Consider the following 14,481-nt stretch of genomic DNA (forward strand, 5'->3'; position numbering starts at 1 on the left):
ACTCAACGTGACAACGAATTCCTTCGGCCTGGGCATGCCACGGCCTCCTCCCGATCAAGTATCAATCGAGAACAGCCAACCAGCCATACCCACTACATTAGACGCGACACGCTACTAGGTGTATGCGACGAGACCCGGCGCTGTGCACCTAGTGTCGTCGCGTACACCTAGTGTCGCTTGATTGGATGGCGGGCCGGCGCCGTCACAGGCTGCGCTGGTACCCCCGCAGCGCCCGCACCGACCACACGAAGGCCAGCACCGCGAGGACGACCAGGCCACCGACGTGCAGCAGCGCCGAGGCATCCGTCGTGCCCGCCAGGGTGTTGCGGGCGAGGTCGACCGACCAGGTCATCGGGTTGAACTTCGACACGTTCTGCACCCACTCCGGCATCAGCGACGCCGGCATCATCGTGGTGGAGAGGAACGTGACCGGCAGCACCACGATCTGCGAGATGCCGATCAGCGCGACCTGGTTGCGCGTGGTGAGCGCGGCCGCCGTGGACAGCGAGCAGAAGATCGTGCCGAGCAGCAGCGCAGTCAGCAGGGCGAGCGCCATCCCGCCGACTCCGCCGGGGTAGCTCGCGCCGCCGAGCCAGCCGATGAAGAACACGACGATCGACTGTCCGAGGCAGATGATCAGCTGCTGCACGAGCTGGCCGGTGACGATCGCGGTGCGGGAGACCGGTGCGGTGAGCAGCTGGTCCATCACGCCGGACTTCATGTCGTCGATGTAGCCCGACCCGGCCCACGCACCGCTGTACAGCACGGTCATCATGAGCACGCCGGGCACGAGGAACGTCGCGTACCCGGTGTGGCCGAATCCGGGCAGCTTGCCGAGCGAGGAGAACACCTGCCCGAACAGCAGGATCCACACGATCGGCTGCACGAGCGAGAACGCCGCACCCCACACCTGCCTGCGGGTGTTGGTGATCCAGCGGCCGGTGATCTGCGCTGTCTGGGTGAGCCATCCGGCTCGTACCGGGTGGGCCGGCGCGACGCCGGCGACAGTAGTGGTCATGCTGCTTCTCCGTTCAGGGTTGTGGATGCCTCCGGCTTCGCCGCCGCGGATGCTTGCGGCTCTGCCGCGGCGTCGACGGTGTCGAACGAGCGGCCCGCGTAGTGCAGGTACACGTCGTCGAGGCTCGGGCGGGACGCAGAGACCGCCCCGAACACGACGCCCGCCGCTTCGAGCGCCGCGATCGCGGGTGCCACGGCCGACGACGCGTCGTCGGTGCGGGCCACGAGCTGACCGTTCGTCCCCTGCGTCTCCACGACGACGTCGCGCAGGCCGCGAACCGTCGAGGCCGCCCTGCGCACCGTCTCGACGTCCGGCTCGACGAGCGAGACGCGGAGCGTGTCGCCGTTAAGGGATGCCTTCAGCTCGTCGGGACTTCCGCCAACGACCTTCGTGCCGTGATCGATGATCATCACGTCGTCAGCGAGCCGGTCGGCCTCCTCGAGATAGTGCGTCGTGAGGATGACCGTGATGGCGCTCTCGGCGGAGAGGCGGCGGATCTCCGCCCACATCGCCGCCCGCGCCTCGGGGTCGAGCCCGGTGGTGGGCTCGTCGAGGAACAGCACGCGCGGTGCGTGCACGAGCGCGGCCGCGACATCCAGCCGGCGTCGCATGCCGCCGGAGAACTTGCCGACGGGGCGATCGGAGGCGTCGCCCAGCCCGAACTCCTTGAGCAGAGCGGATGCCCGGGTGCGAGCATCCGCCCCGCTCATGCCGCGCAGGCGGCCGGCCAGCACCAGGTTCTCGGTGCCGGTGAGGAGCGGGTCGGTGCTCGCTCCCTGCGAGACGTAGCCGATGTGCTGACGCACCTCGGCCGGGTGGCGCACCACGTCGATGCTGTCGATGCGCGCGGATCCGCCGCTCGGGCGGCTCAGCGTGGTGAGGATCTTCGTGGTGGTCGACTTGCCTGCGCCGTTCGGGCCGAGCATCGAGAAGACGATGCCGGCGGGCACCTGGAACGTCAGGCCGCGCAACGCGTGCACGGGCGTGCGGTGCGCGCCGCGGTACGTCTTCGTGAGCCCGGCCGCGTCCACCGCCAGGGTGCCGGCGGTGCTGTGTGCGGACATCCGCTCATTCATGGTGTGCTCCATTCGATTCGTTGCGGCCGGCGGGGAAGAGCATCCGCGCCAGCACGAGGAAGAAGACGACGAACCCGGCCACCAACGCCAGCCACGACCAGACGAAGCCGACCGTGAGGCTGAGGATGACGAACACGGCGACCGAGACCACCATGATCACCACCGTGTAGATGCCGAACCGGGCGGCCGCCGCGGGGTCTTTGCTGAAGCGGTCGCCACCGTCGAGCTCGTTCGTGTAGACGCTGCGCAGCCTGGCCATCCAGGGCTTCTTGCGGTTCGTCTGCGTCGCGCCGAGGTAGCTGAACCAGGCGATCGAGACGACCACGAGGGGCGCCGCGATCACGATCAGCCACAACTGCGCCAGGTGAGTGGCGTAAAGCGCGCCGAGCGCGAGGCCGGCGAGCCCGAGGAACGCGGATGCTCCGTACCCGATCGCGCGGCGGCCGGGCACCGGGTAGTTCGTCGTGGTCTCCTGATGCGTGCCGTCGCTCACGATCACGCCGATCGGGGCGGCCAGCAGCACGATCGCGGCCACTGCCGACGCGCCGATCGGCCAGCCGAGGATGCCGAGCGCCGCCAGCACGGTGAGCGCGAGCCCCGCGGCGGCCACCACGGAGAGCAGTACCGTGCGCACGACGAACGCCGGACGAGGACGCACGCGATGCCGCTGCACCAGCTCGAACGTGCTGTGGCCCGTCGCGGCATCCGCTCCCCCGGCTTTCGTGTCGGCGTCCGCCATACGTGCGGCTGTGTCTCCGGCGAACGCGGTACCTCCCACCGGCTCACCGCCGGCGGGGCCTGCAGGCTCGCCGGCGACCTCGGCGGCCAGCTGCTCGATGTCACCGAGCTCGGCGAATGCCGTCGACACGGCCGCCATCGGTCCGGCACCGGATGCCTCCAACTCCGCGACGCGGGCGGCCAGGCTCGCGCGCAGCTCGTCTTTCAGGTCGCGCAGGTCGTCTGTGTCGGGAAGGCGCCGGAACGCCTCGTTGAGGCGGGCATCCAGTTCCCCACCGGCAGACGTGTTGTCGCTGCCGCTCATGAGCGGCCCCCTTTCAGGTTCAGAAGTGTGTTGATGATCGCCTGCGTCTTCAGCCAGTCCTCGACGTTTCGTCGGTACACGGCACGGCCGGCGTCGGTGATGCGGTAGTACTTGCGGCGGCCGCCCTGCGTCTCGTCACCCCAGTACGGCTCGATGAGTCCGTCTTTGGTGAGGCGACGGAAGCTCGCATAGAGCGTCGCTTCCTTGATCTCGTACTCGCCGCCGGTGGCGTCGCGGATCGCCTTGTGGATCTCGTAGCCGTACCCGTCGCCGCCACGCAGCACGCCGAGCACGATCGTGTCGGTGTGGCCGCGCAGCAGGTCGGCGGTGAACGCCGCGGATGCCTGCGAGTCTTCTTGCATGGCCAGTACTATAACAGATCAAGTACCCTCGCTGCAATCACGCTGTGTGCATGGGATTCGGTGGTCGCAAATTGCGGGTGTTCCCCGGGCGGACCCGCAATTTGCGACAGCGGAATGGGGCACGAACACCATCCGGTGGAGCGCGGGGGGTAGTGGGGAGTCAGCGAGCGTCGATGGCCGTCCGGACGCGGCGCACCAATTCCTGGGGGTGATCGAACAGGAGCCGCTTCGTCACGCGGATGACCCGCCACCCGTGTGCGGTCAGGGCGTCGTACCGGTCGACGTCCTTGGCCCATTGCTGCGCATCGCTGCGATGGTGATCGCCCTCGTATTCGATGGCGATCCTGAGTTCCGGGTAGGCCATGTCGACGCACGCCAGGAACATTCCGTACTCGTCGAAGACGTCGTGATCGAGCGTCGGCATCGGCAGGCCGGCATCCATCAGCGTGAGGCGCGTCCAGGTCTCGGGCCGCGATGAAGCGCCCAGCCGTACCAACGGAAGCGCATCGCGAAGCGTTGAGACTCCGACGCGGCGGCCGGCCCGTACACAGGCATCCAGTTCGGCGATCGTGCCGAGCGGTCGGGAAAGCGGTCGGGCAAACGCACCGGGTGCCCGCGGCACGCGGACAATGGCATCCGCCATGGCGACGACATCGTACGGATGCTCGAGCATCGGCGCCACGGCCGCCCAGGTCGAGACCGGGCTCGAGACCCGAAGGCCGGTCTTCGGATGCCGCCGCACGGTCGTGCTGCCCTTACGCGCCTGGTGTCCGTGGACGCCTCGACCACGGGACGCTCGTAACGGCGCGAACACGCTGACGTCGAGCGCGCTCGTGTTCTCGATCGCAGGCGGAAGCGGCAGACCCCAGATGATAGCCGCCGTGAGGTGACTGAAGAACTCGTGCTCGGTCATCCGGAGCGCGTATTGACGAGCAAGGGCGATGATCGGATGTTCCTTCACGACGTCCGGGTCGTCCTCGTCGTTCTTCTGCGGTCCCTCTTCCGTCGGCGGCCTCACACGCACGCCGTGAAACGGGGCCTGCAGGTCCCGGGCCCTCAACCTGGACGCTGAAACCCCGGCATCCCGGGCTTGCTTGGCGGTGAACGACGGTCCGAGCTCGGAGGGAATCGGCGACGGCTGCATGCCCGCACCCTGCCCGAAACCGGCCTTCTCCCGCGCGAGCCCTCCACAGGCATCCGAAGCGCATCGCCTCACGCTTCCGCTGTCGCAAATTGCGGGTGCGCCCGCCACCAACCCGCAATTTGCGACAGCGGAACGGTGGCGTGCAGCCGTTCAGCGGTCGCGCTTCTCCCACGGCCAACGTGGACGGCCGCGCTCGTCGATGCGCGACGACAGCACGATCATGTCCAGGAGCACGACGACGAGGGAGAGGATGCCTGCGGCCGCCGCGAACGGTCCGATCAGCTGCTCGACGACGAACGGCAGGAACTGGAACGGGTCCGTGACTCCCACGACCATCGCGCCGGCGACCGCATAGCCGACGTAAGATCCCGCGCCGCTCAGCAGCGCGACACCGATCGCGATGTCGTGCGCGTGACGCGGCACCCGGAGCGCTCGCACCATCAGCACCGCGAAGACGACAGCGGAAGCGACCCCGCAGGCGATCGGACCGGCGTACAGGCCGGCATCCGCGTTCTCGATCACGTCGCGATTGAGCATCACGCTGAGTACGCCGAGCGCGGCGATCAACAGCGCGACGTACAGCACCGTCGCGAAGAAGGCGAGGGTGGCGGCGTATCGACGGAATTCCATGGCGGATGCTGCGCTTCGGCGATTCGGCGGCGCTCACGCACGCGCTGGTCCACGCTCATCGAACGTGGAGCCGGCGTTGCGCGTGCGGTTCAGGCTCCCGGGCTCGTGGTGGGCCCGGCGGCGATCCGCCTGTCGTACTCGCGCTGTGCCTCCAGGTTAGCCGCGCGGATCCGTCGGCCGCGGGCCGCGATCCAGGCACCGAACCAGAGGGATGCCTCGCGCGCGATGACACCGGCGAAGATCGCGGTCGGGCTGACCGCGATGGTCCTGAGGAACTGGCCGGCAAAGGAGGCAGACACGTGCAACACGTCGACGGAGAGCAGCGTGCCGCTCATGTAGGCGAAGTAGACGACGACGCCGACGAAGAACGATCCGAGTACGTGCGCCCACCATCCGGCGCGGTTGACGATCGTGATGAGGAGCGCCTCAGCGAGGAAGAAGACCACGACCGGCAGCCAGAATGCGGCCGTCTGCAGGAAGTGCTCCCACGTGACCATCGAGCCCTTCTGGCCGCTGGCCACGATGAGCGCAAGGCTCACGAGCGCGAAGACCACCGCGAACGCGACCGTGGCGACGATGTCGATGAGGATGCCCATCAGCCGGTTGCCGCGCCGCTTGGGCGGAGTCGGAGCCGTGACGTACATCGGGGTGGGCGCCGCCACCGTCGCCGCCGCGATCCCGCCCTCGAGCCCTGTCGTGCCCGCCTGCTCGGCGGATGCCGTCTCTTCGTACGGCACAGGCCCCGGTGCCACCGGCGCCTGTTCCGCCGCCTGCTCACCGTCATACCCTGCTGCCCGGTGTTCGGATGTCTCTCCCGACGGCTCGGGCGGCAGGATCACGGGTTCCGCTCGCTCGTCCGGCCGCGCCTCGTCGTGTTGATCGGGGACCACGTCGAACGCCGCCGTGTCGTCGCCAACGGAGGACTGGGCCGGCTGATCGACGGGACGCCGCGCCGCTACAGGAGCCGCAACGGGAGCGTCCTCGACGGGAGCCTCGCGAGGGGTTCCCGCCTCGACGGGAGCCTCACCCGCGGCGGGATGCTCCTCGGTGACGAGAGGCTCCTCTTCGGCCGGGACTCCCTCGACCGAGTCCTCCGCGGGAGCGTGCGCCGATTCGTGGCCAGACGGCGTCACGTCATCGGATGCGCGGTTCAGGTCGGTCGGCTCCGACGGCTCGTCGGCGCCTCGTGCCTGCGGTGTGTCGTTGCTCATGGTGCCCCCTGTTGTGTGAACGCGGCGCACCGCGTGGCGGGCTGGGTCGGCTGTCGCCGTGCACGGCTTTCGCCGCTCAGACAGCTTTCGTCACGGTAACAGCGCGCGCCAAGGGCTTGCGCGAGGCGCACCGCGCGGTCTCGAGGCGACGAGCGGCGAAATGCGCAGGAGCCCCGCACCTTGCGGCGCGGGGCTCCTGCGTAGGGACGTCGGTTGTGTCGCGGCTTCGCCGCTCACAACTTCAATTGGTTTGGTGAAAGGCGAGCGAGCTCGCTTTGCTCTCACCTTCGTCAGTTGTATCGCCGCTTCGCGGCTCATAACTTCAATCGGTTTGGTGAAAGGCGAGCGAGCTCGCCTTTCACCAAACCTCAATCAGTTGTAAGTCCCCGGGGTGTAGTCGTCCGAGCTGAAGCTGTCGAAGTCGACGAAGCTCAGGTCGTTCTCGTTGAACACGGTGTCGTCGGTGAAGATGCGGTTCGGGTAACGCTCCGCCTTCGCCTCCTCCGTGGCCTCGACCGTCACGTTGCGGTAACGCGGCAGGCCGGTGCCGGCCGGGATCAGCTTTCCGATGATCACGTTCTCCTTGAGACCGATCAGCGGGTCGCGCTTGCCCTCCATGGCGGCCTGCGTGAGAACACGCGTGGTCTCCTGGAACGACGCGGCCGACAGCCACGACTCCGTTGCGAGCGAGGCCTTGGTGATACCCATGACCTCCTGGCGGGCGGATGCCGTCTTCTTGCCCTCGGCGAGCGCGGCGCGGTTGATCGCGTTGTACTTCGACCGGTCGACGAACTCACCGGGCAGCAGGTCGGTCTCACCGTGGTCGACCACGGTGACCTTGCGCAGCATCTGGCGCACGATCACCTCGATGTGCTTGTCGTGGATCGGCACACCCTGCGAGCGGTATACGCCCTGCACGCCGCCAACGAGGTGCTCCTGCACCGCGCGGATGCCGCGCACGCGCAGCACCTCCTTCGGGTCGACCGTGCCGACGATGAACTGCTGACCGAGCTCCACGTGGTCGCCGTCCTCGACGAGCAGCGTCGAGCGCTTGAGCACCTGGTAGCGGTGCTCCTCGTCGCCGTTGTCGGGGGTGAGCACGACGTAACGGGCCTTCTCGGTGTCCTCGATGCGCACGCGGCCTGCGGCCTCGGCGATCGGGGACGCACCCTTCGGGGTGCGCGCCTCGAACAGCTCCTGCACGCGGGGAAGACCCTGCGTGATGTCGTCCGCGGATGCCGAACCACCGGTGTGGAACGTACGCATCGTCAGCTGCGTGCCCGGCTCACCGATCGACTGCGCCGCGATGATGCCGACAGCCTCTCCGATGTCCACGAGCTTGCCCGTGGCCAGCGAACGGCCGTAGCACGCCGCGCAGACACCGACGGCGGACTCGCAGGTGAGCACGGAGCGCACCCGGATCGTCTCGACACCGGCCGCGATCAGCATGTTGATGAGCACGTCACCGACATCCGACCCGGCTTCGGCGAGGACCGTGCCCTTCTCGTCCACCACGTCGGTGGCGAGGCTACGACCGAACACCGAGTTCTCGGCGTTCTCGTCGCGGATGAGCACACCCTCGGAGTCGCGCGCACCGATCCTCAGGTCGAGACCCTTGGTCGTGCCGCAATCGTCTTCGCGGATGATGACGTCCTGCGAGACGTCCACCAGACGACGCGTGAGGTAGCCGGAGTCGGCCGTGCGCAGAGCGGTGTCGGCCAGACCCTTGCGGGCACCGTGCGTCGCGATGAAGTACTCGGCCACCGAGAGTCCCTCGGAGTAGCTCGAGATGATCGGACGCGGGATGATCTCACCCTTCGGGTTGTTCACCAGCCCTCGCATACCGGCGATGTTGCGCACCTGCAGCCAGTTACCACGAGCTCCGGAGGACACCATGCGGTTGATGGTGTTGTGCTCCGGGAAGTTCTCGCGCATGGCCTTCGCGACCTCGTCGGTGGCATCCGTCCAGATCTTGATGAGCTCCTGACGTCGCTCGGCCTCGGTGGTGAGACCCTTCTCGTACTCGCTCTGGACCTTCGCCGCCTTCTTCTCGTAGGAGGCGATGATCTCCTTCTTCGACGGAGGCGTCACGATGTCGCTGAGAGCGACGGTGACACCGGAGCGCGCTGCCCAGTAGAAACCGGCATCCTTGATGCGGTCGAGCGTTGCCGCGACCTCCACCTTCGGGTACCGCTCCGCCAGGTCGTTCACGATCGACGACAGCTTGCCCTTGTCGGCGACCGCCTCCACGTAGGGGTAGTCCTCCGGCAGCGTCTCGTTGAAGATCGCGCGACCGAGCGTGGTCTCGCGCAGCGCGGTGCCGCCCTGCACGAAGCCCTCGGGGGCATCCTCTTCCGCAAGGTAGAGGTTCTCGAGACGGATGCGCACCTTGGCGTTCAGGTCGAGCGAGCCCTGGTCCTTGGCGAGGATCGCCTCGGACACCGACGAGAACGCGCGGCCCTCGCCCTCTGCGCCTTCCCTGATCGTCGTCAGGTGGTGCAGACCGATGATCATGTCCTGTGCGGGCAAGGTCACCGGGCGACCGTCGGACGGCTTCAGGATGTTGTTCGACGCGAGCATCAGGATGCGCGCCTCGGCCTGCGCCTCCACCGACAGCGGCAGGTGCACGGCCATCTGGTCACCGTCGAAGTCCGCGTTGAACGCGGCGCAGACGAGCGGGTGAAGCTGGATGGCCTTGCCCTCCACGAGCTGCGGCTCGAACGCCTGGATGCCCAGACGGTGCAGCGTCGGCGCACGGTTCAGCAGAACAGGGCGCTCACGGATGATCTCCTCGAGCACGTCCCACACCTGCGGGTTCGCGCGCTCCACCATGCGCTTGGCGGCCTTGATGTTCTGCGCGTGCTGCAGGTCGATCAGCCGCTTGATGACGAACGGCTTGAACAGCTCGAGCGCCATGTCCTTCGGCAGACCGCACTGGTGCAGCTTGAGCTGCGGGCCGACGATGATGACCGAACGGCCCGAGTAGTCCACGCGCTTGCCCAGCAGGTTCTGGCGGAAGCGACCCTGTTTTCCCTTGAGCATGTCGCTCAGGGACTTCAGGGCGCGGTTGCCGGTGCCGGTGACGGGACGACCGCGGCGGCCGTTGTCGAACAGCGCGTCGACGGCCTCCTGCAGCATGCGCTTCTCGTTGTTCACGATGATCTCGGGGGCACCGAGGTCGAGCAGACGACGAAGACGGTTGTTGCGGTTGATCACGCGACGGTACAGGTCGTTCAGGTCGCTCGTGGCGAAGCGGCCACCGTCGAGCTGCACCATCGGGCGCAGCTCCGGCGGGATGACCGGAACCACATCGAGCACCATGGCGGCCGGCGAGTTGCCGGTCTGCAGGAACGAGCTGACGACACGCAGCCGCTTGATCGCGCGGATCTTCTTCTGGCCCTTGCCGTTCGCGATCTGATCGCGCAGCATTTCGGCTTCGGCGACCAGGTCGAACGCCTCGAGGCGCTTCTTGATCGCCTCGGCACCCATGTAGGCCGTGAAGTACAGGCCGTAACGGTCGAGCAGCTCGTTGAAGTCGGCATCCTCGGGCTTGAGGTCGCCCACCTTGAGCGTGCGGAATGACTCCCACACGCGCTCGAGACGCGCGATGTCCTCGTCGAAGCCCTTGCGGATCTGCGACATCTCCTTCTCAGCGCCGTCGCGGGTACGGCGCTTCTGGTCGGCCTTCGCGCCCTCCTCTTCCAGCGCGGCGAGGTCGTTCTCGAGCTTGGCCAGGCGGTCGGCCACACGGGCGTCGCGCTGGTCGGTGAGCGCCTTGATCTCCAGGCGCAGCTCGTTCTCCAGGCCCGGCAGGTCTTCGTGACGACCGTTCTCGTCGACGTCGATGACCATGTAGGCGGCGAAGTAGATGACCTTCTCGAGGTCCTTCGGCGCCATGTCGAGCAGGTAGCCCAGGCGCGACGGCACACCCTTGAAGTACCAGATGTGCGTCACGGGGGCGGCGAGTTCGATGTGGCCCATGCGCTCACGGCGCACGGAGGACTTGGTGACCTCCACGCCGCAGCGCTCGCAGACGATGCCCTTGAAGCGCACGCGCTTGTACTTGCCGCACGCGCACTCCCAGTCGCGGGACGGACCGAAGATCTGCTCACCGAACAGACCGTCCTTCTCCGGCTTCAGGGTGCGGTAATTGATCGTCTCGGGCTTCTTGACCTCACCGTGGGACCAGCGACGGATGTCGTCTGCCGTGGCCAGGCCGATACGCAGCTCGTCAAAAGTTGTTGCGTCGAGCAATTTCTCTCCTAGTAGAAAGTTCGTCAGTAAGGGTCTGGCTGGCTTCAGATCTCGTCGATCGACGACGACTCGAAGTGGCTGGACAGGTTGATGCCGAGCTCTTCGGCGGCACGGTATGCCTCGTCATCCGTGTCGCGCAGGCTCACCGGGGTGCCGTCGGCCGAGAGCACCTCGACGTTCAGGCACAGCGACTGCATCTCCTTGATGAGAACCTTGAAGGACTCCGGGATGCCCGGCTCCTGGATGTTCTCGCCCTTGACGATGGCCTCGTACACCTTCACGCGGCCCAGGATGTCGTCGGACTTGACGGTGAGCAGCTCCTGCAGCGCGTAGGCGGCGCCGTACGCCTCGAGGGCCCACACCTCCATCTCGCCGAAGCGCTGACCACCGAACTGCGCCTTACCACCGAGCGGCTGCTGGGTGATCATCGAGTACGGTCCGGTCGAGCGGGCGTGGATCTTGTCGTCGACCAGGTGGTGCAGCTTCAGGATGTACATGTAGCCCACCGAGATCGGCTCCGGGAACGGCTCGCCGGAGCGGCCGTCGAAGAGCTGCGTCTTACCGGTGTGGTCGATCAGGCGCTCCCCGTCGCGGTTCGGCAGCGTGGAGTCGAGCAGACCTGCGATCTCCTCCTCCAGCGCACCGTCGAACACCGGCGTCGCCACCTTCGTGTTCGGCGCGGCCTCACGAGCGATCTCGGGCAGGCGAGCAGCCCACTCCGGGTTGCCCTCGACCTTCCAGCCCTGCTTGGCGGCCCATCCGAGGTGGATCTCCAGAACCTGGCCGAAGTTCATGCGGCCGGGAACACCGAGCGGGTTGAGGATGACGTCGACCGGGGTGCCGTCCGCGAGGAACGGCATGTCTTCCACCGGCAGGATGCGCGAGATGACGCCCTTGTTGCCGTGGCGGCCGGCGAGCTTGTCGCCCGCGGTGATCTTGCGCTTCTGAGCGATGAACACCGCGACGCGCTGGTTCACACCCGAACCGAGCTCGTCGTCGCCGTCGACGGCGTCGAACACCTTGACACCGATGACCGTGCCCTCTTCACCGTGCGGCACCTTCAGCGAGGTGTCACGAACCTCGCGGCTCTTCTCGTTGAAGATCGCACGGAGCAGGCGCTCCTCGGCGGAGAGCTCGGTCTCGCCCTTCGGCGTGACCTTGCCCACCAGGATGTCGCCGGGGCGAACCTCGGCGCCGATGCGGATGATGCCGCGCTCGTCGAGGTCGGCCAGCAGCTCCTGGCTCACGTTCGGCAGGTCGCGCGTGATCTCTTCCTTGCCGAGCTTGGTGTCGCGGGCATCCACCTCGTACTCCTCGATGTGGATCGAGGAGAGGGTGTCGTCCTTCACCAGGTTCTGGCTGAGGATGATCGCGTCTTCGTAGTTGTAGCCCTCCCACGGCATGAACGCCACGAGCAGGTTCTTGCCGAGCGCGAGCTCGCCGTCCTCGGTCGCGGGACCGTCTGCGATGACCTCGCCGGCCTCGATGCGCTCGCCGGCGTTCACGATGACCCGGTGGTTGTAGCTCGTGCCCTGGTTGGAGCGGTCGAACTTGCGCAGGTAGTAGGTCTGCGTTCCGCCCTCGTCGAGCTGGATGGTGACGGCATCCGCCGAGACCTCCGCGACCACGCCGGACTTCTCCGCCGTGAGCACGTCGCCGGCGTCGATGGCCGCGTAACCCTCCATGCCCGTTCCGACGTTCGGCGACTCGCTGCGCAGCAGCGGCACGGCCTGGCGCTGCATGTTCGCACCCATCAGGGCGCGGTTCGCGTCGTCGTGCTCGAGGAACGGGATCAGCGAGGTGCCGACCGACACCATCTGGCGCGGCGAGACATCCATGTAGCCGATCTGGTCGGCGGGAACGAGGTCGACCTCGCCGCCCTTCTGGCGGGCCAGAACGCGATCTTCTGCGAAGTGGCCGTCGGCCTTCAGCGGAGCGTTGGCCTGGGCGACGATGAAGTCGTCCTCTTCGAACGCGGTCAGGTAGTCGATCTGGTCGGTGACCTTGCCGCCCACGACCTTGCGGTAGGGCGTCTCGATGAACCCGAACGAGTTGATGCGGGCGAAGGATGCCAGCGAGCCGATCAGACCGATGTTCGGGCCTTCAGGCGTCTCGATCGGGCACATGCGGCCGTAGTGCGAAGGGTGCACGTCGCGCACCTCGACGCCCGCACGGTCGCGGGACAGACCACCGGGGCCCAGCGCCGACAGGCGGCGCTTGTGGGTCAGGCCAGCGAGCGGGTTGTTCTGGTCCATGAACTGCGACAGCTGGCTGGTTCCGAAGAACTCCTTGATCGCAGCCACGACCGGACGCACGTTGATCAGGGTCTGCGGCGTGATCGCCTCGATGTCCTGCGTGGTCATGCGCTCGCGAACCACGCGCTCCATGCGGCTGAGGCCGGTGCGCACCTGGTTCTGGATGAGCTCGCCGACCGCACGGATGCGGCGGTTGCCGAAGTGGTCGATGTCGTCGACATCCAGGCGGATGTCCGCGCTCTTGCCGCCGCGGGTGCCGTCGATCGCGTACACGTTCTCGCCGAGCTGCTTCACGCCGGGCGCGGTCGGGTCGTGCAGGGCCACCAGGTACTTGATGGTCTTGATGATGTCCGCGTTGGTCAGCACCGAGTCGGAAAGCGGGGCCTCGAGGCCGAGCTTGCGGTTGATCTTGTACCGGCCGACCTTGGCGAGGTCGTAGCGCTTCGGGTTGAAGTAGTAGTTGTCGAGCAGGGCACGAGCGGCCTCCGCTGCCACCTGCTCACCCGGACGCAGCTTGCGGTAGATGTCCTTGAGCGCCTCCTCCTTGGTGAGGATGGTGTCTTTCTCCAGCGTGAGCTCGATGGACGTGAAGCCCTTGAACTCCTCGAGGATCTCCTCGCTGGTCAGGCCGAGCGCCTTGAGGAAGACGGTCACGGACTGCTTGCGCTTGCGGTCGATGCGCACGCCGACCTGGTCGCGCTTGTCGATCTCGAACTCGAGCCATGCGCCACGGCTCGGGATGATGCGGGCCGAGTAGATGTCCTTGTCGGACGTCTTCTCCGCGGTGCGCTCGAAGTACACGCCGGGGCTGCGGACCAGCTGCGACACGACGACACGCTCGGTGCCGTTGATGATGAACGTGCCCTTCTCCGTCATCAGCGGGAAGTCGCCCATGAACACCGTCTGAGTCTTGATCTCACCGGTGATGTGGTTCATGAACTCCGCCTCGACGTAGAGCGGCGCGGAGTAGGTCTTGCCTTTCTCCTTGCACTCGTCGATGGAGTACTTCTTCTCCTCCAGGAAGGGGTTCGTGAAGCTCAGCTGCATGGTCTCGCTGAGGTCTTCGATCGGGGAGATCTCCTCGAAGATCTCCTCCAGACCGCTGTTGCCGGGCAGATCCTGGCGGCCTTGGGCCTCGGCTTCGGCGACGCGAGCCTTCCACGCGTCGCTTCCGACCAGCCAGTCGAAGCTCTCCGTCTGCAGGGCGAGGAGATCCGGAACGGTGAGGGTGTCGGTGATCTTGGCGAACGAAAGACGAGAGTGGTTTCGTCCGTTCTTGGGAGTGGTGGTGGAAGATGCGTTGCGCGCAGCAGCCAAGGAAATAACCTCCATGGGGTCCCGGGGAAGGGACCGCGGGTGACTGTCGGTCAGGTTGTGGTGTGGACGAAGACTCCCGTTACAGTGGTGCCCTGCCGTTGTGCTCTATCTGACCGGTCCCGCGCGTCGTAGACCCGTAACCCTGCTCTCGCAGAAGCCCCGGGTTCCACCA

9 protein-coding genes are annotated in these 14,481 nt (G+C 66.9%); all 9 read right to left on the reverse strand.

All coding sequences use genetic code 11. The features are described from left to right. Positions 1 to 202: 202 nt before the first annotated feature. Positions 203 to 1,018 (reverse strand): ABC transporter permease, encoded by an 816-nt coding sequence (locus ACYVII_RS06545; RefSeq protein ID WP_460532855.1) that lies wholly within the window; start codon positions 1,016 to 1,018, stop codon positions 203 to 205. Further along, a complete protein-coding gene (locus ACYVII_RS06550) occupies positions 1,015 to 2,082 on the reverse strand; it encodes an ABC transporter ATP-binding protein (RefSeq protein ID WP_460532858.1) in 1,068 nt (355 codons plus the stop codon). The genes ACYVII_RS06545 and ACYVII_RS06550 overlap by 4 nt, the downstream gene beginning before the upstream one ends. Positions 2,083 to 2,086: 4 nt before the next feature. Further along, positions 2,087 to 3,136 carry a permease prefix domain 1-containing protein gene (locus ACYVII_RS06555; RefSeq protein ID WP_460532861.1) on the reverse strand — a complete coding sequence of 350 codons (1,050 nt, stop codon included), beginning with the start codon at positions 3,134 to 3,136 and terminating at the stop codon, positions 2,087 to 2,089. Beyond that, positions 3,133 to 3,498: a PadR family transcriptional regulator gene (locus ACYVII_RS06560; RefSeq protein ID WP_460532864.1), complete on the reverse strand. Its 366-nt coding sequence runs from the start codon at positions 3,496 to 3,498 to the stop codon at positions 3,133 to 3,135. The genes ACYVII_RS06555 and ACYVII_RS06560 overlap by 4 nt, the downstream gene beginning before the upstream one ends. Positions 3,499 to 3,658: 160 nt before the next feature. Then, positions 3,659 to 4,516 carry an endonuclease domain-containing protein gene (locus ACYVII_RS06565; protein WP_460532867.1) on the reverse strand — a complete coding sequence of 286 codons (858 nt, stop codon included), beginning with the start codon at positions 4,514 to 4,516 and terminating at the stop codon, positions 3,659 to 3,661. Positions 4,517 to 4,792: 276 nt separating this feature from the next. Beyond that, entirely contained in the window at positions 4,793 to 5,272 is a 480-nt protein-coding gene (locus ACYVII_RS06570) for a DUF6121 family protein (RefSeq protein ID WP_460532870.1), read from the reverse strand. Positions 5,273 to 5,361: 89 nt separating this feature from the next. Further along, on the reverse strand, positions 5,362 to 6,483 hold the full coding sequence (locus tag ACYVII_RS06575; protein ID WP_460532873.1) for an MFS transporter: 1,122 nt from the start codon (positions 6,481 to 6,483) through the stop codon (positions 5,362 to 5,364). A 372-nt stretch (positions 6,484 to 6,855) separates the two neighbouring features. After that, positions 6,856 to 10,737: a DNA-directed RNA polymerase subunit beta' gene (locus ACYVII_RS06580; protein WP_460532876.1), complete on the reverse strand. Its 3,882-nt coding sequence runs from the start codon at positions 10,735 to 10,737 to the stop codon at positions 6,856 to 6,858. Between the two features lie 44 nt (positions 10,738 to 10,781). Beyond that, positions 10,782 to 14,309, reverse strand: a complete 3,528-nt coding sequence (gene rpoB / locus ACYVII_RS06585; RefSeq protein WP_460532879.1) for a DNA-directed RNA polymerase subunit beta — start codon at positions 14,307 to 14,309, stop codon at positions 10,782 to 10,784. Positions 14,310 to 14,481 lie beyond the last annotated feature (172 nt).

This window comes from Humibacter ginsengiterrae (assembly GCF_054780115.1).